The sequence below is a fragment of the Deltaproteobacteria bacterium genome (genome assembly GCA_019308995.1).
Taxonomy (GTDB): Bacteria; Desulfobacterota; Desulfarculia; order Adiutricales; family JAFDHD01; genus JAFDHD01.
On record JAFDHD010000005.1, the window covers coordinates 1 to 21,057 of the forward strand.

The following is a 21,057-nucleotide window of genomic DNA, read 5'->3' on the forward strand; positions in this document are numbered from 1 at the left end:
TGGTGCAACACCTGCATCCTTCCGAAAGACTCGATACCCAAAGGAGTTATCTGGGGTGAATCCCCGACCTTCAAGCCCACAAGGGTTGCTCCTCCGGGAACCGGCCCCTTCGAGGTGGTCGAGTACCAGCAGAAGCTTCAGGCGGTCTTTGCGCGGCATAAGGACTACCATATTTCCGGGTTGCCTTACCTGGATCGGGTAATCTTCAAATGCATTTCGAAAACTCAACCTCGAACCATGGCTCTTCGCGCTGGCAATCTGGATTACATTTTCGGTGTAGAATCAAATTACGCCAGCGAGCATCTTAAGGGTCATTTAGGAAAACTTGACGATCCTGAGCAGCCCCCGCCGGTTTATATCGAAAAAGATAAGATTTTCATTTGGGCCCGGCAAACCGAGTCAACGCATGCCTTATTTGCTAATAGTCATGATAAATTGGGAGATTCTCCGTTTAGGGATGTCAGAGTCCGGAAGGCCTTGGACCTTTGCATTGACCGCAAAGTGTTAACCAAAGTACTGTACGATAAACTGATGGTTCCCACGATTCAGGGTTTTGAGCCCGCCGTTTCACCATGGGGATTTGAGGATATCAAACCAAAACCACCGGACATTGAAAAGGCGAAAAAGCTGCTTGCTGAAGCAGGATATCCCAATGGCCTGGATGTGGTATTTCACATTACACCAACCTGGGGTAAACAGGACCTCATGGCCCAGATTGTTCAGCAGATGGCCAAGCCGGCCGGATTCCGCATGAAGATTGTTCCGGAGGTGGGGTTGCAGTATTGGAGTCATATCAGGGCGCGAACCTACCATATCATGGTCTATGGCCTGATGGGTGAGGACCCCATGAACTTCTACCACTACTACCTCCATACCCGCCCGGAAAAACCGTATGACGGCTATGCCTTACTTGGGGGGAAGGATAAGGTCATGGATCAACTCTTAGATGATATGGCTGGTGAAGTAGACTTCCAGAAACGAAAGGCCAAGTTCAAGAAGGTCGTCTTGAGGTGCAATGAAAAGGCCTATATCATTCCTTATGGAAATTCGGTGTCGGTCGCGGGTTGGAGCGAAAAGGTAAAAAACTTTAAGCCTCAGAATTATTATTTCCCGGAGCAGGCCTTTAGAGAAGCCTGGATCGAAAGATAACCATAACCAGCGGTTTTTTGGTTTTAAAATGGGTCAGGCCGGCCTGACCCGAGGATAAAGTTTATTGGTATTTAAAAAATGGGTTGACTTAAAAAGAGTTATGTAATAAAGAAGCATCCAATATGGTTAATAGGGTCTTAAAAGATAGGTAATTTTTTGCAGTCATAGCAGAACCACGGTTATCAGGTGCGTCTAGCAAAAGGAATTTTATAAAAATTGGTATGCATCATCCATTTCCAGTTCTTATGCCTAGCGCTCCCCCCTGGAAACCAGCTTACATAGATCACCTTAATTAAAACCCTTCTTTGTTTATGGTGTTTAGTGGTGATTTACTACACATATGGCTTTGAGGTGACGTGGAAATGAGTTTTACTCAATTCCTGATACGAAGGCTTCTATTCGTTGTACCCACTATCTTTCTGGTCACTGTCGCTGTATTTTCCATCCTTCAATTGGTTCCGGGCGACCCTGTTGACGCGTTGCTGGAAGAGGGGATGCAGGATGAGGAGATGCGGGAAATCATAATCAAGCAGTACGGTTTTGATAAGCCGATATACGTTCAATACCTTCGGTGGATGGGGAAGGTGCTACAGGGTGATCTCGGAAGTTCGATCCTGCATGCCAGGCCGGTCTCGGAGATAGTAGGCGACGCCCTTCCGCGTACGGTTTACCTTACTATTGCCGCCATGGCGATTGCATTGATCATCTCTTTTCCCCTCGGTATCTTTGCCGCGGTAAACCGCAAGTCCTGGGTGGATTATACAGCGCAAGTCACTGCATTAATCGGGTTATCCGTGCCCGGGTTCTGGGCCGCCTTGATGTTGATGCTCTATTTCGGCCTTATGTTAGGGTGGTTCCCGGTGGTGGGCTATACGCCTCCCACTGAAAATTTTACTGACTTTCTGCACCATCTGACCCTTCCGGCTTTTACTCTCGGGCTGGAGATGGTGGCTGTTCAGACCAGGATGACGCGTTCAACCATGCTGGATGAGCTGAACAAGGATTATGTCCAGACTCACCGCTCTCAAGGCCTGCCTGAGAGACAGATCATTGCGCGTTATACACTTAAAAACGCCATGATACCCACTTTGACCATTGTTTCGATTCGTTTTGCCGCGCTCCTGGGGGGTACGGTGGTTATCGAGTCTGTGTTTGCCTGGCCCGGGATCGGTCTCACGATCTATGACGGCATTATGACCAAAGATTTTCCAGTGGTTCAGGGCGGGATACTGGTGCTGGCCTTTTCATTCATCTTTATAAATCTATTGGTGGATATCGGCTACAAATGGCTGGACCCCCGTATTGTGCTTGAATAAAGAGGCGAATAAAAGATATGGATCAAGATAGAACAATATTTATGGAAACCGGCTTGAAGGGGGACGTCGCCCGACTTTTTCGGCGTTTCTGGTCATCCCTCGGCCTCCTGTCCGAGTCCCGCCTCGCCCTGGTCGGGTTAATTATTTTCACCATTGTGATGGTTATTGCCTTGATTGCCCCGTGGCTGGCTACGCACGATCCCCTCCATGGAGACTACCTTAGCATCAACGCCTCGTCAAGCCGTGCGCACTGGCTGGGTACTGATAACCTTGGGCGGGACATTTACTCCAGACTGGTGTATGGCGCCCAAAACGCCATGCTGGTGGCCTTCATCGTTGTACCCCTGGGTATGTTCGTGGGAGTCATTATAGGAGGGATCCCAGGCTATTTCGGCGGTAAGGTTGACAACATTATGATGCGTTTTACCGATGCCGCGCTCTCCTTTCCCGGTTTGATTATATTCATGGCCATTTTAGCCATACTCGGGCCGGGCCTGTGGCAGGTCATCCTGGCTTTGATCCTGGGGGGAACGCCAAGTCTGGTTCGATTCACCCGCGGCCTGGTCCTTGCGGAACGAGAAAGGGATTACGTCAAGGCCGCCAAACTGATTGGTGAGAATGACCTCCGCATACTCTTCAGACAGGTCATCCCCAATGTCTCTTCACCATTAATCGTTATGGCCACCGTCAGGCTCGGCGGGACCCTGCTGATCTTTGCCGGCTTAACTTACCTGGGCCTGGGGCCTCCACCCCCGGAACCCAGCTGGGGGCTGATGCTCAATGAAGCCCGGGACCTCATGGAAACAGCGCCCATGGTGGCCGTCTATCCAGGGCTGGCCATCTTTGTAACTGTTCTGGGCGTGAATCTTCTTGGAGATGGGCTTCGAGACGTTTTGGACCCGAGATTGTCGGAAAAATGAGTGAAAATCAGGAATTTCTCGTTGTAAAGGATCTGTGTGTCTCCTTTTATCTCAGAGCCGGTATCTTACAGGCCATTAGAGGGGTAGACTTAAATCTCAAGGCCGGAGAAACCATTGGCGTTGTGGGCGAATCCGGCTGCGGAAAGAGTGTCATGGCCAAGGCCATCATCCGCCTCAACCCCACCCCCCCGGCCAAAACCACGGGCGAGGTGTATCTGGACGGTATTGATGTCTTTTCGCTCTCAAAAGGACAGATGCGGGACGTTCGAGGGACCAAGACGTCCATGATCTTCCAGGAGCCCATGACGAGCCTTAACCCGGTCTTCAATATCGGCCAGCAGATGACTGTCGTCATGACGACGCATTTAAAGATAACAAAAGCAGAGGCCTTGGACAAGGCGATCGGACTCCTGGGAAAAGTCGGCATCCCCTCGCCCAAGGAACGCCTGAAACAGTATCCGCACGAGCTTTCAGGCGGCATGCGGCAGCGGGTCATGATGGCCATGGCCCTTTCCTGTGATCCAACCCTCTTGATCGCCGATGAACCCACCACCGCACTGGATGTGACTATTCAGGCCCAGATCTTAGACCTGCTGGCTGAGACGATAAAAACGCGCGGCATGTCTTTGATGTTGATCTCCCACGATCTGTATGTGGTCGCCGATGCCTGTGACAAAATTTGCATTATGTACGCCGGGCGGCAGGTCGAGAGGGGGCCGACCGAAGAGGTTTTTAAAAACCCGCGTCATCCTTACACCATTGGGCTGAAGGAGTCGCAGCCCGCTATTGGGGAGAAAAGAGACTACCTGAAACAGATTCCCGGAATCGTGCCTGATATGCTTCAGGTGCCATCCGGGTGCGCCTTTCACCCCCGGTGTAGTTATGCTGAAGAAATATGTAAAGGCAAAATCCCGGAACTCAAAGATGTCGCCCCGGGGCACTCAATCGCGTGTCACCTGTTTGATTAGTAAGACTGAGGATAATGGCTGAAGTCATGACCACTGATACGAAAACCGGTTTCGACCAGAACACCCCGATTCTTGAAACCAGAAACCTTTGTAAATACTTCACCGTAAGATCCAGAGGCAAAAAGGTCGCACTCAAAGCCGTAGATGAAGCGACCCTGAAAATCTATCCGGGCAAAACACTCGGCCTGGTCGGTGAAAGCGGTTCTGGTAAATCCACCATCGCCTTCACCATAGTCCAGCTTCACAAACCAACCTCAGGCGATATCCTCTTTGAAGGACAGTCCGTGGCCCACCTGAAAGCCCGAGCCTTAAAAAATTTTCGCCAACACGTCCAGATGGTCTTCCAGGACCCATACAGCTCTCTTGATCCGCGCCAGATGCTCAAGACCATCGTCGAGCGTCCCTTAAAGCTGCATACGGATCTTAATAGCGCGGCTCGTCTGGATAAGATTATCGAGATTCTGAATCAGGTTGGCCTGGACACAGGCCAGCTTTATAGATACCCTCATGAGTTTAGTGGGGGGCAGAGGCAGAGAATTGCCATGGCGCGCGCCCTGGCGGTCAATCCTCAGATGGTCGTCTGCGATGAGCCGGTCTCAGCCCTGGATGTGTCGGTCCAGGCCCAAATACTCAATCTCCTTAAAAAACTGCAGGAAGACCTTGGCCTGGCCTACCTCTTCGTTGCCCACGATCTCAACGTGGTGCGGCACATTTCTCATGAGGTCGCGGTGATCTATATGGGTTGCATTATGGAAACCGCGCCCACCGAGGAACTCTTCAATAACCCGACTCATCCTTACACTCGAGCCCTCTTAGCCTCCATGCCAGGGCTGGAGAGAAAGGATGCGAGCGTAAGATTGATCGGGGAAATCAGTTCGCCTATTGATCCACCTCCTGGATGCCGGCTCGCTTCCAGGTGCTCGGTGGCCAAAGAGGAATGCCACCGGATAACGCCAGAGTTAAAAGAAGTATCGCCCGGGCATATGGTAGCCTGCCTTTTTTAAGGCTGTTTTGAATACACGGTATTAATATCTCTTCCCAAATTACTCGCCTGCCTCTTTCCGGCTTTCCCTGTCAATGAGCCTTTTCCTCAATTCAGTCCTTAACACCTTGCCAATGGGACTTTTAGGCAAAGCGTCCACAAATTCTATATATTTTGGTTTTTTAAAACTTGCCAGATTCTTCTTTGAAAACTCGATAACCTCCTCCGCCGTCATCTGCTCCTCATTTTTTAATACCACGGCCGCACAAACCTTCTCGCCCCAAACCTTATCCGGCGCACCATAAACCGCGACCTCCACAATCTTGGGATGGCGATAGAGAATATCCTCAACTTCCTTGGGATAAATGTTTTCCCCGCCGCTGATGATCATGTTTTTCTTTCTTTCAACAATATACAGAAACCCGTCCTCGTCAAATCGGCCGAGGTCCTCAGTGTAAAGCCAGCCGCCTCGAAGCGCTTCAGCCGTTTTTAGAGGATCCTTGTAATATTCCTGCATGACGTTAGGGCCGCGCACAATGATCTCTCCAACCTCCCCCGGGGCGACATCGCCGCCTTGCTCGTCCACAACGCGCACCTGGATGGAAACCGGCGGCAGACCGACGGAGTAAGGCTTTGATGCGGTGTACTCTTCCGAGCGGGATGTCGTACCGCCGCAAGTCTCGGTCATGCCGTAATTTTCAATAATACCTGCCTTTGAGAAAACCTTTTTCAGTTTGTTTCTCGTCTCATCGGGCATCACCTCGGAACCGGACATAAGATATCTCACCGAGCTCACGTCATAGCGATCAATATCTGGTTGCTGAAGAATCATATTGTAAACGGTGGGGGGATTCCCAAGTCGGTTGACCTTCTCCTTATGGATGAATTCAAGCATCTTTTGCGGGTCGAACTCCTTGAGAATAATGAGGGCAGTTCCATTAAAGATGTTACCGGTAAGGTTGGCAATAGAACCGGCGTGAAAGAGCGGATAGACCGTCAGCGACTTCATATCAGGCTCATCTTTCCTCCCGGCGGCGGCGTTTATGTTCATCCAGACCCAGTTCTTATGCGTGGCCACCACTCCTTTTGGCTTGCCCGTGGTCCCGGCGGTATACAAAATGGTGGCTATCTCATCTTCTTTGACTTCTCCTGGCGGCTCCTTGGTGGATTGTCCCGGTAATTTGGCCTCTAAGTCCATGAAACCCTGGGAGGGATTCCTCCCAAAAGAAATGAGCCTCTTGACCTTTTTGATTTGAGGTTTTATCTGGTTGATGACATCCTCGAATCTATTCAGAAACAGAATGGTGGAGGCGTCGGAATGATCAATAATATAGATGAGTTCTGCTGGCGATAATCGAATGTTCAATGGGACAAGGACGGCCCCCATCCGCCAGACGGCATAAATGGACTCTACAAGCTCCATGCAGTTGGTGGCAAGGATTGCGACATGATCGCCCCTCTTTACCCCCAGGGCCAGCAGGGCGTTGGCTCTCTGGTTTGCGCGATCATTAAGCTGAGAAAAGGTAGCTCGCGCGTCCTCGAAAATAATTGCCTCATTATGAGCAAACTTGCTGGCATTCGTACTCAGAATGGAACTGAGCGTCATTTCCATGATCTAACCTCCGTTTTTATTTTCTCAATGATATTTTCTTTTTGTTTTCACAGGCCGGGTTTAGCATTAAAGACCCTGTTGCTTCTTGCGTTTTCGTTGAATCTTTTACTCATTCATGAGATACATAATAGACATGATCAATAAGACTCTTAATACTCTGATAAGGCGCTGTCTAAATAAATAGTGGGCTACCTGACCATTGTCAATTAAATTTACCTCTCGATTTGAAGAAAGTTGACTTTAATACTGGATTTTAAGAGCATTGTCTTGTTTCAACTAGGGTTTTACCAGGAGGCGGTTACCCTTATTGATAAAATATGGTAATAATCAGAAACAAAGATTCTGTGCCTGTATTTTGGCGGTCAGAGCTACATAATTTCAACGATCAGAAGTGAGGCGAATCATGAATCTGAGTGAAATCTACGAGAAAGGCGCAAGTATTATTAATGAGCAGGACTACGGCCTTTTGCTTGAAGGGGTGGAGACAGGATTTGTTCTAACCAATAACCGACGGGTCATGGATCGTTACACCTTCAGGCAGATGGTAATTGACGCCTTTGAAGCTTCCACAAGGTGTCAGGTTCTGGGAGTGGAACTGGCCACGCCGGTGATCATGTCGGCCATAACCATGCCCATCCCGGCCATTGCTGCTGACGGTCTCATGAAGGTGGCCCTGGGCCTCAAGGAAGCCGGTTCCCTGATGTGGACCGGCACCCCTGTCCCCGGAAACCTGAAGGAGCTCGCCGCGACCGGCGTTCCCTTCGCCTCCACGGTTAAACCTTTCAAGGATCGAAAAAGGGTTTTTCAGGAGCTGGAACGTGTCCAGGATGCAGGCGTCACCTGGGCCGGTATCGAAATTGACGTTGGTTATGGAACCAAGATCAAGGACAGGGCCATTGTCTCTGACTGCGCGCCGCTATCTCTGACTGAACTGAAAGAGATCAGAAGAGCTGTTTCCGGAATCCTTGTATTCAAGGGCGTGCTGAGCCGTGCCGACGCCTCCAAGGCCATTGAAGCCGGCGCAGACGGAATCGTGGTCTCCAACCATGGGGCCCATACCCTTGACTACCTCCCTCACCCGTTCCAGGTCATGGATGAAATCATGGAGGTTGCGCAAGGAAACACGGTGGTCATGGTGGACGGCGGATTTCGGCGCGGCAGCGATGTCCTGAAGGCATTGGCCTTTGGAGCCTCCCTGGTGGGCCTGGGCAGACCGATCCTTTATGCTCTGGCCGCTGACGGCCAGGCGGGCGTCCAAAGTCTCGTCGAGGAGATTACGGCTGAACTGAAACGGATTATGAGCATGGTCGGCGCTAAAGACCCGGGCAGCGTCAGCCGTGAAACCTTGATATCTGATGGAGGAGAATGATGATTTCAAATTTAAGCAGCAGCGATAAAAGCAAGAAGTCTGTTCCGTGGGCAACCCTGCCTCTCGGACCGGCTGAACTTTATGACATGAAAGAAATTCTTGACGAAAATACTCTGGAAACTAACATTATAAAAGATGAAATTATTGAAAGCACGGCCCGGCCCGGAAAAAAGGTGCGCCTTATCCACCTGACCTTCACCAGCCAGAACTGGCATGGGTTTGTCTGGAATCATACCGCCCATATTTATGTACCGGATGATTACAAGAATAAAGGAAACGTGGGTATCATCGGAACTGCCTGCTCTTTCTGGGACGAGGATTCTGAAAGGGCGTTTATCCAGGATACAGGTCTGGGAACTGAGGCGGAATATGCCGAAGGCACTGCTCTGGACCTCGAGACACCTATTATGATCTTCCCAACTCCCCCGGAAGAAATCAATGGCATGCACGAATCAGACCTTATGGGCTACGCCATGGGCAAGGTCGTTGAGACCGGCGACATTACCTGGTATGGCTACCACGCCATAGCCAAGTCCTATCTTCGGGCCATCACCCTTCTGCATTCCCTTCCAGACATACAGGCCAAGCGGGCGGTTCTTTTTGGCTGTTCCAAGAGAGGCAATGCGGTCTGTGTTGCCACGGGAGTGGACCCGGAGCGAGTGGCCGGGGTTATGCCCACCTGTTATCCAGGCGGGAATCACCTGTACATGATCGCCATGAAGTTTGCTCAGCTTGGTCCGGATATAGGCGGACCCTTTGAAGAAAGGGAAGGGCCCGGATACCAGCCTGCGTCAGTATTACTCCGCGCAATGAACACACCTCTGGGATTTCTATTGCTGCTGTATTTCGACCCTTATCTCTGGCGGGACAAAATCAAAGCCTCTTATATGCTGGCTCTAGGAACCAATGACGAATTTTACGGCCTGGGTACGCCTAACGAAATGATCAATCAACTTCAAGGCGATAAGGCCTTTCTGGCTGTGGACAACCTTCCCCATACCTGGGTATCGGAAAAACATCTGGCCGCGTGGAGAACGTGGCTGGCCCATACTTTTTACAAACGAAAAATTCCAACAGTGGAAGTGGATGCTGAAACCACCTCTTCCAGATTGAACGTAAAAGCCGAGATCAAGTCTGAAACTTCGATTCAAGGAGTTAAGCTCTTTTATGCCTATAATCAGACAACAGACTGGCGCCTGACTACCTGGTTTTCTTCCCCCATGAAGGCTGAAAATGAAATTTATTATGCCCAATTAGAGTTGAAACCAGGCGAAAGCCTTGCCTATTATGTTGAAGTGGAGGACACCGGCCTGGGCGGTCCCGGATATATAAGCTCACTGGTTGAAATTATTAAATAGAATTATTTAAGGGATATACGATTCACTCTAATTTTTCTCCTGTTAAACAGGCGGAGGATCTATTCTAAAAAAGGATGAACCGGGCCATTTCAAACAAGAAAGGATGGCGAACAGGCTTGACCCCGTGTCGGTACGAACTTGACAACCAGCGCCTGCGGGCAATGAAGCAGATCGTAATACGGAACCTGCTCATTCTACTGCTCCTGCTGACCATCGCCACGGTCCCTGGATGTGCGGTCAATCCGGTGACCGGCAGGCAGGAACTGGCCCTGGTCTCAGAATCACAGGAAATTCGACTCGGTGAGGAGCATTACGGACCGAGCCGACAGATGCAGGGAGGGGACTATGTCGTTGATCCAGGGTTGAATGAGTATGTAAAAAATGTGGGACTGCGGCTGGCCGCCGTAAGCGACCGTCCGAAACTGCCTTATGATTTCGTGGTCTTGAACAACTCCGTGCCCAATGCCTGGGCCTTACCCGGAGGTAAGGTCGCTATTAACCGCGGGTTGTTGCTGGAACTTAAAAACGAGGCCGAACTGGCGGCCGTTTTGGGACATGAGATCGTTCATGCCGCGGCTCGACACGGCGCCAAAAGCATAGAGCGCGGTATGCTCATGCAAGGCGCTATCCTGACGGCCGGTATTGCGGTTCGAGACAGCGAGTACGTGAATTTCGTGATTGGCGGCGCTCAGATTGCCGCGGGTCTGATCCAGCAGAAGTACAGCCGGAGCGCGGAACGCGAGGCCGATTACTACGGCATGTTATACATGTCTCGAGCGGGATATAATCCGCAAGCGGCAGTTGACTTGCAGGAACTATTCGTTCGTTTATCAAAAAGTCGAGACCCTAACTGGCTCGCAGGCCTGTTCGCCAGCCATCCCCCCTCCAAGGAACGCGTCGAGGCCAACCGCGCCACCGCCCTCAGCCTGCCTTCCAGGGGAAAATTAGGCGCCGAAATCTACCAACGCAAGATCGCTCACCTGCACAAGACCAGGGAGGCTTACCAGGCTCACGACAAGGGACGGCAGACGCTGAGCAAAGGAAAAATAGGGCCAGCCCTGACCCTGATACAAAAGGCCATCAAGATTGAACCCAGAGAGGCGACTTTTTATGCCTTGCGCGGGGATGTGCGTTTCAAACAAGGCCGATATCAGGATGCCTTGAAAAACTATAACCAGGCCTTGAACTTAAACAATCAATTCTTCTACTTTTTCCTCCAGCGAGGTTTAACAAAGACCAGGCTGGGTGATCGTCCGGGAGCACGCCGCGACCTGGAAAGCAGTAAGCGCCTGCTGCCCACAGCCACAGCTTATAACGCCCTGGGCAATCTCTACCTGGCTGACGGGGATCGGCAAAAGGCGAAGCAGTATTTCAAGACCGTGGCCGGATCTAAATCCGAACCAGGCAGGCAGGCGCTGCGCTCACTCATCCGGCTGGACCTTCCAGAAAATCCCAGCCTTTACCTCAAGGTGCGGACCGGCTTAAGCAGCAGGCGTTACCTAATTGCTCAAATCTCCAATCCAACCCCAGTGCCGGTCAGGAACATACAACTTACGATCCGATACCGCGACAGCCGCGGCCAGCTGCGTGTGAGTACGAGAACAATTCAAGGGATCATCGCACCGGGCCGGGTCGTACAAGTTTCACTGGGAGTGGGGCCAATCAAAGACACTGCCGCCTTACGTGACGTCTGGGTCAGGGTGGTCCGCGCCCAGGTGGCAGAGTGATGTTTAGAGATTCAAAAGGAAACGGAATTTTACTTACGAAAGAAAACTGCTCTTGCGGAAAGCCGAGTTAGCCTGCTATTAACTATAATGGCCAAATAAATCTAATAAAATGCTTAGGAGGATTCAATGGCTAGTTTTACAAATCGTATGATTCGGGCCGCCAGATTAGACGTTAACCTGTATGAAGAGGTTGAGGCTGACAGGGGTGCGCTGCGACAGGCCGTGGGTGTCGTTGTTCTGGCCAGCATAGCAGCCGGTATTGGAAGCATTGAAACAGCAGGGTTCAAAGGCATCATTGGAGGGACCATCGGGGCCCTGATTGGGTGGTTTATCTGGGCCTACATAACATATTTTATTGGCACGAAACTTCTTCCTGAACCCCAGACCGAGGCAAATCCCGGTGAACTGCTGCGAACGATCGGCTTTTCGAGCTCCCCTGGGTTGCTCCGAATATTTGGCATCATCCCAGGTCTCAACGCGATCATTTTTTTCATCACCTCCATCTGGATGCTGATCGCAATGGTTATCGCAGTGAGACAGGCACTAGATTACAAGAGCACCCGGCGCGCCGTAGGGGTTTGCATTATCGGCTGGATTATTCAAGGCATAATTCTCTGGATATTACTCTCTATTTTTGGAGGGTTCGGAGGACCAGCCTGAGGCTTTGCGTTGAGTCTAGGATCGGTTTGGCCGGCTTATGTCTTCAGCGGCTAAAGTTTTAAGGAAATCTTCGGCCTCGTCAGGCTTCATTCGATTTATGACATACAAGGCAAAACCTTTCCCGCCTAACTCCTGGACTATTTTACGCGCCCCTTCAGCGGTGACATAAACCTGGCAGCGCTTGCCGCCGTCTATGATGCGCTTGAGCAGGTCGAGCCACTTCTCGACTTCCGGCTGCCCGGCTCCTGGTATCCACTGAATCCCGGCCAGGTTTTCCATGGCGAGTAACATATCCAGGTGAGGAATCTGTCCCTTGCCATCAAGGTGATAAAAGGCATGATCCATGATTTCAAAACAGGCGTTCAGATCAGGGAGCACAAAACTTTCGAACATCTCGGGTGAGATCATATAGCAAAAATCACTCTGGTGCATGCAGGTCCGCTTGGGTGACCAGACAGCAGCCCAATTGCAGGTCCCTCGGCCGCCCTTTTCAATGATGGCATTGAGTTCATTATAGTAACGTATCCAGGCCGTGGTGATCTCTTTTGACAGTCGCATCACCTCGTCCGGCGCATCGTACAAATCATATAAAAGCTGGTTGGTTGTGCGAAAGGAGGCCAGAATATCGAGATTGCCTCCTATGTCCGTGTGGGCCACGGCGACTTTATCGCCCCATCGTTCCACCGCGCCGCGGGTTAGACTCAAGACTCGCTGCCACCAGATGTTGTCGGCATCATAAGCCAGATGTAACTTTTCTATAGGCACCTGCTGTGGAGCATCAAACCAGATAGTATGCTGATCTGGCATGCTGTGAACATTCGCGCCCAGGAAACCGGCGGCAATGCCCGGGCCGTGATTGTAAAAAAATTTGGGCCAGGCGTCCCCGTAATAATAAGCCTTCTCCATTTGCTCTTGAAAAATATCAAGCACCTCATTAACGGGCAGCTCCAGCATCCATTCTCTCGTATATATCTTCCTGGAGCCAAAAATCAGGGGATTGAACGTTTCCATCATGATCATCGGTCGGTTAAGTTCGCCCGCCCACCATACCGTCCAATCGCGTTCAATGCGCTCCCAGTCCTCTACAGTGAATTTGAGGTTAATGCTCATTGATACTTAAAGCCTCCTGATTGGCCGGTCTTGCTCTAGAAAAAGGAGACACCTAAAAAGGCTTGGTTGATGCGGTGTCTTGTATCGGGTATGAATGACGAATAAGCGTGCGTCCCGTCAGCTATATGTGCCCAGCGTGTCCACCAGATGGCGGATCAAACGAAAATTTTCAACCTGAGCGCCGCGCGGCGTGACATCTGCGCTTCCTAACAAAACGCCCCTGAACGGTTTGATACGTTTGATCAGGCCCGATATTTCAGCCTTCACAAAATCCGTATCCTGGCTGATAAAGGTGGTTGGGTCAATACCGCCAATGACCGTCTTTTCTGAAAGATTGGCCGCGGCTATATCTAAGGGAAAATCGCCGGTGGGAGGCGGAGGGACATAGGTTGATAAAGATACATGCTTCCAATCGGCTCTAATTTGCTAAGCCAATTAGCTCTTTAACCTTCTTAACGGCGCTTGCAGCGTCAGGGGCATAGCCATCAGCACCGATCTGCTCCGTATAAGCTGCCGTTACCGGAGCTCCACCAAACACCACCTTGACATGCTCATGCAAACCCGCATCGTTCAGCGCCTGTATAACTTCCGCGGCAGAAGGCATGGTGGTGGTCAACAAGGCCGACATCCCCAGGATCTGGGGCTCTTCCCGCCTGACCGCCTCCAAGAAATCTTCCACTGAAACATCCGTTCCCAGGTCAACAATCTCAAAGCCGGCTCCTTCCAGCATCAGCCCCACTAAATTTTTTCCGATGTCGTGAAGATCACCTTTTAGCGTACCCAATACCACTTTACCGGTGGGTTCTATGCCGGTTTCGGCTAACAGCGGTCTCAAGATCCCGATTCCGGTTTTCATTGCCCGGGCTGATATCAGCATTTCAGGAACGAAAAAATCTCCGGCCTCAAAGCGTTTTCCAACTTCATCCATTGCTGCGATAAGGCCTTCTTTCAGAATGACTTCAGGAATTATCTCAGCCTCCAGAGCCTGCTTCACTCCATCTTCAGCACCTGGGGCATCCCCCTCAAGAACTGCTTTGTAGATTGTGTTCAGGACCATTAATACTCCCTCCCGTCAGGAATGATTTTTCATTTACCCGCTGAATATAGCAAGTGAATTTAACACAACCTTATAGCGAATTCCACTAAATCTATAATCCAAGCAAGTATTGACCATGAAAGGACATCGGTCAGGCTGAGCCAGACCAGGCGGGGGATTCAGATTAGATTTAAGAAAATGAGGGAAAGGGAAATGGTCACGCAAGAAAGCAGACCTTAAGGCAAGGCATATCTTTCAGATTCCCTTTACATCGGATATCTTACAGACGTTCATCTGGTTCATACCATTCAACTAGCGGCGGCTCAAGCTCAAGCGCTCCAATGACAATCTTTTCCAGTTTGTCATGACCTTTTATCAAAAGGATGGACCCTATTTTTTGTGCGGCTTTGTGTGCACCTTCATCCTCTGCCTTGTTGAGAAAAACAAAGCGTCTGGCCCGGGAGGGGCTGCCTTTCATGAGCCCCTGATGGTGCAGGATAATCCTGGCCACAGAATCTTCTGTGACCGGCTTTCCCGGCGGCAGACCGGTAATTTGTGAATAAAGCCGCGACCTGAAGACCCATTGATCCTCCAGGGGTTTACCCACAGCGTCCAGGCCGATCATTGCTACCACCCATCCGGAGCAGGTTGGAATCACCGGCTCGTGCGATGCGGGCGCTTTAAGAGGTTTGCGGGCGGCCCCATCGGCCTCCACCAGAATCCACCTAAACAGACCGGTTTCCCAAAGCTGGTTGATAACGTAAGGCTTGAACCCGGTCAGCTTCCCCTGGGAGGCGAGATACCCACAGGCGGCCGTGATATGAGCACACTCCAGCTTGAATTTTTTGGCCTGCTTTACAACCTCTTCGAGATCGGCCGAAATTATTATGCAGGGGGATTGCTCCTTGGATGGCTTATAAATCTTGGTGGTGGTAGTGGTGAGAACGGTCTCGCCCGCGTCCGCGAGCTCTCTGGCGAGGCGGAACATAAGCGTCGTCTTGCCACCGGCGCCGACCAGACTTATCACTCCGCCACCCTTAAGCAGCAGCTTTTCGCGAAGGGACGCCATTTACGACTCGTTGAACACCCTGAGGATGGCCTCCAGCACGCCCCCGCCAATGGCCCGCGCCTTATCTGAAATAGTGCCGCAGTAACTCACATCCCCCCTGGGGTCAATATCCCCGATTTTAAGGCCTCTGTTGACCTGCACCCCGGAGGCAATCAATCCTCGAATCACGCCGCCGATCCTGGCTCTGACTTCATTTCCGTTCACGTCACCGACGATCTCATCGGGCTCGACCTGATCACCGATTTGAGGGAACGACCTGAAGAGGCCATTTGAAGGGGCTCTCAAAACCCTCTCTGCTGAAGACCCCAGGATCTCTCCGGGCACCCCTGTATTGGATTCTGCCTGGCCGGAAAGAATAACTCGGCCGAGATTGTGACCCCGGTTGGTTTCAATAACCATATGCACATCCTGTCCCGCAGTAAAACCCGGTCCCAGACCTATCACCAAAGAGGCTTCCCTCATAGTGGTTCCAAGATTTCGTTTGGCCAGGATAGCATCAACCACCACGTCAGGACCCATTTCATCAATGGTCTCCCAGCGGGGATCAACAATAACCGGAATCTGCGTCTGTTCCCAGGCGCGGGCGATTTCTTTTACGCCCGCGGCTCTAACCGCCTCCACCCCCTCAACCGTCTTCAGCCCTTCATGAAGAGCTTCACAAAAGGAGACCTCCCTTCTCACAGCCAGGGGCCGGGGGATCTCCATCATGAAGAGTTGACGTATTCTTGCCTGGTAGAGCCGCCAGGCGACCGCGCTTGCCATCTCGCCCGCGCCCTTCAGGCCGACAATCAACTCATTTAAAGCTTTTCCAGGCTTCATATTCCCCTCTTAACATCATTTTCCAAAAGGACAGACCGGATAACGACAGTCCTGGCAATTCAAGCACAAACCACCGTGGCCCATCTCGGCGATCTCATGCCTGGTGATCTGCCTCCCGGCCAAAACCCGCGGCAGGATAAGATCATAAACCGTTGTTTCGTAGTAATAGACGCAAGCTGGTAAACCCAGAATCGGTATCTCGCCAAGAATGGCATAGAGAAACATGGCTCCAGGCAGGATGGGACTGCCGTAGCAGATGATCTTCGCTCCAGCCTCCCTGACACCCCTTCGCGTCACATCATCCGGGTCAACAGAGAGCCCTCCTGTAGCCAGGATCAGCTCACAGCCAAGTTCTTTCAATTCCAGGATGGCCTGTGAGATAGCCCTGGCATCATCAGGAACAATAATCTTTTTCATGAATTGACAGCCGTAATCAATGACTTTCCTGGCCACATACCGGTCGAATTCATCCTTGATCAGACCCTGGTAAATCTCTGAACCGGTAACCACGCCGCCAACGCGCATTTTCCGGTACGGGAGCATCTCAAGGATGGGCTTGTACCGCTCGGCCAGATTCTCAACCTTCTCGATTTTCTTACGCGAGATGGTCAGGGGAATGATCCGCGTAGCGGCAACCGTCTGATCCTTTCTGCCAGGATAGTTCGTCTTGAGGGTCGAAACGATAATATTACCCAGCTTGTTTATCCTGAGAAGCCCCGCCACATTCACTTTCAGCAAGCCGTCTTTGAGGCTGACGATATTCGATTTGCCTTCCACCGGTTCGGTCCATCTTAAGTTATGGCCGGAGATGGCGCGGGCAATACGGAGAGCCGCTTCGTCTTCATGCAGCTGACCTTCTGGGAGATCAAGCACGTAGAGGTATTTCTTTCCGAGCTTGAGCAGCTCGGGCACGTCATCCCCCGTAACAATATGCCCTTTCTTGAAACCTACTCCTTTGAATTTTCCAGGAATAATCCGGGTTATATCGTGAGCTAAAACTGTTCCGACCGCATTTTCAACCTTTATCTTTTTCATCTATTAACTCTTAAACCTCTTCAAAACCGTGATATGACGTCACTTCACTCCAGCCCTGGACATATCAAAAATTCTTCGAGGATTATAGAGAGTAAGCGCCAAAAGTAAAACACAAATTAGAAGTCAATTTGTGATTGTATTGGACAGAGTGACAGCAATAATTGTAATATTTTTTTTTGATCATTCTTTATTGTCTTTAAAGAACCAAAGGCAAATTCCCTTACAGGGCGGATAAACGGGCCGACCGAGGTTGAGGCCAGGACTTTTTTAATCGAAAAGAGAGCATGCTATTAAGCCTCAACGTCGTGGTTCTTGTCTCAACTTTGCCTTCAGGCTGTTATCCGTGCTAAAATAAATGAAGGGGAAAAGCAGAAACATTTAGTTGGAATTCCGGGCACCAAGGTAAAAACTATGACTAATAATATATTTTTACAGGTAGATAAATTTTTAAGTCGCGGCAAACGAGTCGTTCTGGCTCGAATCGTGGCCCGCAAAGGTTCGACGCCGCGTGCTATCGGTTCAAAGTGCATCATCACAGAGGATGGAACCTTGGTCGGAACGATTGGCGGCGGTTTCGTGGAGCATGTAGTTCTTGAGCAGGCAAAAGACGTTTTCCGGGAGAAAAAATCTCATATCCATCACTTTGAGCTTACCGGCGAGGACTTATCCAGGGCGGACATGCTGTGCGGAGGCGTTCTGGATGTCTACCTTGATCCAATATTTCCTGAGAATAAAGACACGATTGATTTATTCCGAACAGTAACAGAACTGATTGAAACCGGTCTGGGAGGAACCTTTTTAACCTTGGTTTCTGAGGGAGCCTCTGCTCTGGATACTGGAAACAGAATGCTCATCAAAATAGACGGTTCCACACAAGGTGAGATCCCTGAATTAATGGGGAGCCTGGAAAGGCTCAGCCTGGCTGACAAACCATCCCTAATTGAATTTCCGGAACTTGAATTTCAAGTTTTTGTGGAATCCATCGAACTCGATCCCGTGCTTCTGCTGTTTGGCGCCGGCCATGTCTCCGCTTTCGTCGCCCGCCTGGCAAAAATGGTCGGCTTTCAGGTGGTCGTGATTGACGATCGTGCCGAATACGCCAACGAGGAAAGATTTCCCCAGGCCGATGAAATTCACGTCCTTCCGTTTCCCCGGGCCTTTGAGCCTTTTCAGGTCACTCCAGACTCCTACATCACCATCCTCACCAGAGGGCATACGTCTGACAGAATCGTTCTGAAATCAGTCCTTCAGACAGACCCGGCTTATATCGGCATGATTGGCAGCCTAAAAAAACGGAACACGATATATCAGGCCCTTATGGAGGAAGGGATTCCCAGAGAAAAGCTCGACCGGGTCTGTTCGCCCATCGGAATCGAAATCAACGCCGAAACACCCGAAGAGATCGCTGTCAGTATCGTGGCGGAACTGATTAAAACCAGGGCTAAAAGAGTCGGTGAGAAAATGACGCCATCATTGGTTGTAAAATCGAAGACCTGAGGCTCGGAAAGGCGATGATTCATAAAGATCATATGATCTCGGGAGTAATCCTGGCCGCAGGTCGGTCCACCCGTATGGGCCAGGTCAAGCAGCTTTTACATTTCAGAGGCCAAACCATCCTGGGCCGGATCGTGGAAAATGCCTTTAAATCTTCCTTACAGGAGATCATCGTGGTCCTTGGCCATGCTGCTCAGCAAATCCAGCAGACCGTTGATCTTCACCGTGTGAAAGTGGTCGTAAATGAACATTATGACCTGGGGCAGAGCACATCAATTAAGGCGGGCCTGGCAGAGGTCTCGGACCAGAGCGCCGGCGTGATGTTCATTCTGGGAGATCAACCACTAATAGAGGTGAAAGTAATTGATGCGCTCATTGAAGGCTATCGCCAGGATAGAGCCTGGCTGGTGATTCCCACCTGGCGCGGCAGGCGAGGCAACCCCGTGCTTATCGCCCGCTCACTCTTCCCTCGGCTAAACACACTAATTGGGGATCCAGGGGCGAGAGTGCTTTTTGAGGAATATGCAAAGCAGATCAAGGAAATTGAGGTGGAAAACGACAGTATTCATTTTGATCTGGATACCTGGCATGACTACACTGAACTGAAAAAAAGGGAAGGCGCAACTCCGCCGAACCGGTGCGGTTAAGTTTTTCTCCCGCACTTTGATAACGAATGTCTTTAGTCACAACATTACTTATTGTGATTACTGAAAGGGCGTCGGGGACATTAATTCCTCTACCTGCTGAAGGTATTCTTAGCGCTGGCACAGGGTTGTGAAACAGAAAGTGTTTTTATAATTACTCTTGGACAAGGATCAATCAGAGCTGACAGCAATCAGAAAGGAATGCGGTATGTCGAATTTGGAGATTTGCTTTATGACTGCCACGGAGTTGTGCGACCGCATCCGCGCCAAAACCCTGTCGGCGCGGGAGGTCATGGAGGCCCATCTGGCGCAGATCGAACGGGTTAACCCCAAGGTGAACGCCATCGTTACGCTACTGCCCGATCAGGCCATGGACCAGGCCAAAAAGGCTGACGAGGCCCTGACCCGGGGCCAGGAAATCGGACCGCTGCACGGTCTGCCCATGGCGCATAAAGATCTGGTACTCACCAAAGGCATCCGCACCACCTTTGGCTCGCCGATTTACAGGGACTTTGTCCCGACTCAAGACGACCTGATCATAGAGCGGCTGAAAAAGGCCGGGACCATAGCCATGGGCAAGACCAACACGCCTGAGTTCGGGGCCGGTTCGCAAACCTATAATGAAGTCTTTGGGCAGACCCTCAACCCATACAACACCACCAAGACCTGCGGCGGCAGCAGCGGCGGGGCGGCCGCGGCCCTGGCCTGCGGCATGCTGCCTCTGGCCGATGGCAGTGACATGGGCGGCAGCCTGCGCAATCCGGCCAACTTCTGCAACGTCGTCGGGTTTCGCCCCTCTCCCGGCCGGGTGCCCATGTATCCCAGACAGGTCGGCTGGACTACCTTCTCGGTGCAGGGCCCCATGGCCCGAACGGTCGAAGATACCGCGCTCATGCTGAGCACTATCGCTGGACCTGACCCGCGCTCACCCATCGCCCTGACTGAGCCGGGCAGCCTGTTTGCCCGCTCCCTTAAACGAAATTTCAAGGGGACGCGCCTGGCCTGGAGCCGCGATCTGGGGGGACTGCCCGTGGACGGGCGCGTGACTGCGGTCATTGACGGGCAGCGAAATGTCTTTGAATCCCTGGGCTGCCAGATCGAGGATGCCGAGCCGGATTTCTCAGGCGCGGATGAGGCTTTCAAGGTCTGGCGGGCCTGGGTCGTGGAACTGGGCATGGCCCGCCTGCTGGAGACGCGCCGGGATCAAATCAAGGACACACTGATCTGGAACACCGAACAAGGCATGAAGCTGACCGGCCCCCAGATCGGGCGGGCCGAAGTCCAGCGCACCCGGCTCTATCACCGCGTGCGGGAGTTCATGGAAACCTATGAGTTCATGATCCTCCCGGTGAATCAGGTGCCTCCCTTTGACGTGAAGCAGCCTTATATCACCGAGATCAACGGCGTCAAGATGGAGACCTACATTGACTGGATGAAGTCCTGCTACTACATCACCGTGACAGGGCATCCAGCTATTTCAATGCCCTGCGGCTTCACGCCCGAGGGTCTGCCCGTGGGCGTCCAGATCGTCGGCCGCCACCAGGACGATTTCGGCGTTCTGCAATTAGCCTATGCCTTTGAACAGGCCACCGAATTCTGGAAACAGCGGCCGCCAATAGTGGAGTGATTCAACGTTTATCTCCTCGTCACCCAGAGAGGTAGATGGAGGCATCCCTTTTTCACCCCTCACCTCAATCCTCTCCCGCAAGGGCTCATCTTTACCCACAAGTTTTTCTTTGTCACTCTTTCTTACAACTCGTTGAAATTACATAATAATTTACCATGAAAA

The 21,057-nt window shown here is 51.3% G+C and carries 19 protein-coding genes; 12 read left to right on the forward strand and 7 right to left on the reverse strand.

Features of this window, described 5'->3' with window-relative positions; translation table 11 throughout:
* The 5 genes from JRI95_01860 to JRI95_01880 all read left to right on the forward strand — a co-directional run.
* Window positions 1-1,149, forward strand: a 1,149-nt coding sequence (locus JRI95_01860; GenBank protein ID MBW2060287.1) for an ABC transporter substrate-binding protein, incomplete at its 5' end; no start/stop codon positions are given.
* Window positions 1,150-1,511: 362 nt separating this feature from the next.
* Window positions 1,512-2,465, forward strand: coding sequence for an ABC transporter permease (locus JRI95_01865; GenBank protein ID MBW2060288.1), 954 nt, complete (start codon window positions 1,512-1,514; stop codon window positions 2,463-2,465).
* A gap of 17 nt (window positions 2,466-2,482) precedes the next feature.
* Entirely contained in the window at window positions 2,483-3,385 is a 903-nt protein-coding gene (locus JRI95_01870; GenBank protein MBW2060289.1) for an ABC transporter permease, read from the forward strand.
* Window positions 3,382-4,353: an ABC transporter ATP-binding protein gene (locus JRI95_01875; GenBank protein ID MBW2060290.1), complete on the forward strand. Its 972-nt coding sequence runs from the start codon at window positions 3,382-3,384 to the stop codon at window positions 4,351-4,353. The genes JRI95_01870 and JRI95_01875 overlap by 4 nt, the downstream gene beginning before the upstream one ends.
* A gap of 14 nt (window positions 4,354-4,367) precedes the next feature.
* Window positions 4,368-5,357 carry an ATP-binding cassette domain-containing protein gene (locus tag JRI95_01880; protein ID MBW2060291.1) on the forward strand — a complete coding sequence of 330 codons (990 nt, stop codon included), beginning with the start codon at window positions 4,368-4,370 and terminating at the stop codon, window positions 5,355-5,357.
* Window positions 5,358-5,396: 39 nt separating this feature from the next.
* Here the strand turns inward: JRI95_01880 and JRI95_01885 are convergent, their stop codons facing one another.
* Complete coding sequence (locus JRI95_01885) at window positions 5,397-6,947, reverse strand: long-chain-fatty-acid--CoA ligase (GenBank protein MBW2060292.1); 1,551 nt, start codon at window positions 6,945-6,947, stop codon at window positions 5,397-5,399.
* 403 nt (window positions 6,948-7,350) lie between these two features.
* On the opposite strand from JRI95_01885, the gene JRI95_01890 reads away from it, so the two are divergent.
* The 4 genes from JRI95_01890 to JRI95_01905 all read left to right on the forward strand — a co-directional run bounded on the left by JRI95_01890 (window position 7,351) and on the right by JRI95_01905 (window position 12,061).
* Entirely contained in the window at window positions 7,351-8,316 is a 966-nt protein-coding gene (locus tag JRI95_01890) for an alpha-hydroxy-acid oxidizing protein (protein ID MBW2060293.1), read from the forward strand.
* Window positions 8,316-9,674 (forward strand): hypothetical protein, encoded by a 1,359-nt coding sequence (locus JRI95_01895; GenBank protein ID MBW2060294.1) that lies wholly within the window; start codon window positions 8,316-8,318, stop codon window positions 9,672-9,674. Before JRI95_01890 ends, JRI95_01895 begins: the two co-directional genes overlap by 1 nt.
* A 161-nt stretch (window positions 9,675-9,835) precedes the next feature.
* Entirely contained in the window at window positions 9,836-11,401 is a 1,566-nt protein-coding gene (locus tag JRI95_01900) for a M48 family metalloprotease (protein ID MBW2060295.1), read from the forward strand.
* Window positions 11,402-11,527: 126 nt separating this feature from the next.
* The gene (locus JRI95_01905) at window positions 11,528-12,061 is read left to right on the forward strand and encodes a YIP1 family protein (protein MBW2060296.1); all 534 of its coding nucleotides are present in this window, start codon (window positions 11,528-11,530) and stop codon (window positions 12,059-12,061) included.
* 15 nt (window positions 12,062-12,076) lie between these two features.
* Here JRI95_01905 and JRI95_01910 read toward each other — a convergent pair whose 3' ends face one another.
* The 6 genes from JRI95_01910 to JRI95_01935 all read right to left on the reverse strand — a co-directional run bounded on the left by JRI95_01910 (window position 12,077) and on the right by JRI95_01935 (window position 17,130).
* Window positions 12,077-13,171: a hypothetical protein gene (locus JRI95_01910; GenBank protein MBW2060297.1), complete on the reverse strand. Its 1,095-nt coding sequence runs from the start codon at window positions 13,169-13,171 to the stop codon at window positions 12,077-12,079.
* Between the two features lie 117 nt (window positions 13,172-13,288).
* The gene (locus tag JRI95_01915) at window positions 13,289-13,438 is read right to left on the reverse strand and encodes a hypothetical protein (GenBank protein ID MBW2060298.1); all 150 of its coding nucleotides are present in this window, start codon (window positions 13,436-13,438) and stop codon (window positions 13,289-13,291) included.
* Between the two features lie 151 nt (window positions 13,439-13,589).
* Window positions 13,590-14,228, reverse strand: coding sequence for a corrinoid protein (locus JRI95_01920; GenBank protein MBW2060299.1), 639 nt, complete (start codon window positions 14,226-14,228; stop codon window positions 13,590-13,592).
* 259 nt (window positions 14,229-14,487) lie between these two features.
* Window positions 14,488-15,276 carry a putative selenium-dependent hydroxylase accessory protein YqeC gene (yqeC, locus tag JRI95_01925; protein MBW2060300.1) on the reverse strand — a complete coding sequence of 263 codons (789 nt, stop codon included), beginning with the start codon at window positions 15,274-15,276 and terminating at the stop codon, window positions 14,488-14,490.
* A complete protein-coding gene (locus JRI95_01930; GenBank protein ID MBW2060301.1) occupies window positions 15,277-16,095 on the reverse strand; it encodes an EF2563 family selenium-dependent molybdenum hydroxylase system protein in 819 nt (272 codons plus the stop codon).
* Window positions 16,096-16,110: 15 nt separating this feature from the next.
* Window positions 16,111-17,130, reverse strand: a complete 1,020-nt coding sequence (locus tag JRI95_01935; GenBank protein ID MBW2060302.1) for a molybdopterin-binding protein — start codon at window positions 17,128-17,130, stop codon at window positions 16,111-16,113.
* Window positions 17,131-17,541: 411 nt separating this feature from the next.
* Here JRI95_01935 and JRI95_01940 point away from each other — a divergent pair, with 411 nt between their 5' ends.
* The 3 genes from JRI95_01940 to JRI95_01950 all read left to right on the forward strand — a co-directional run bounded on the left by JRI95_01940 (window position 17,542) and on the right by JRI95_01950 (window position 20,895).
* Entirely contained in the window at window positions 17,542-18,627 is a 1,086-nt protein-coding gene (locus tag JRI95_01940; protein ID MBW2060303.1) for an XdhC family protein, read from the forward strand.
* Window positions 18,628-18,641: 14 nt separating this feature from the next.
* Window positions 18,642-19,271, forward strand: coding sequence for a molybdenum cofactor cytidylyltransferase (gene mocA / locus JRI95_01945; protein ID MBW2060304.1), 630 nt, complete (start codon window positions 18,642-18,644; stop codon window positions 19,269-19,271).
* A 205-nt stretch (window positions 19,272-19,476) separates the two neighbouring features.
* A complete protein-coding gene (locus tag JRI95_01950; GenBank protein ID MBW2060305.1) occupies window positions 19,477-20,895 on the forward strand; it encodes an amidase in 1,419 nt (472 codons plus the stop codon).
* Window positions 20,896-21,057: the final 162 nt, after the last annotated feature.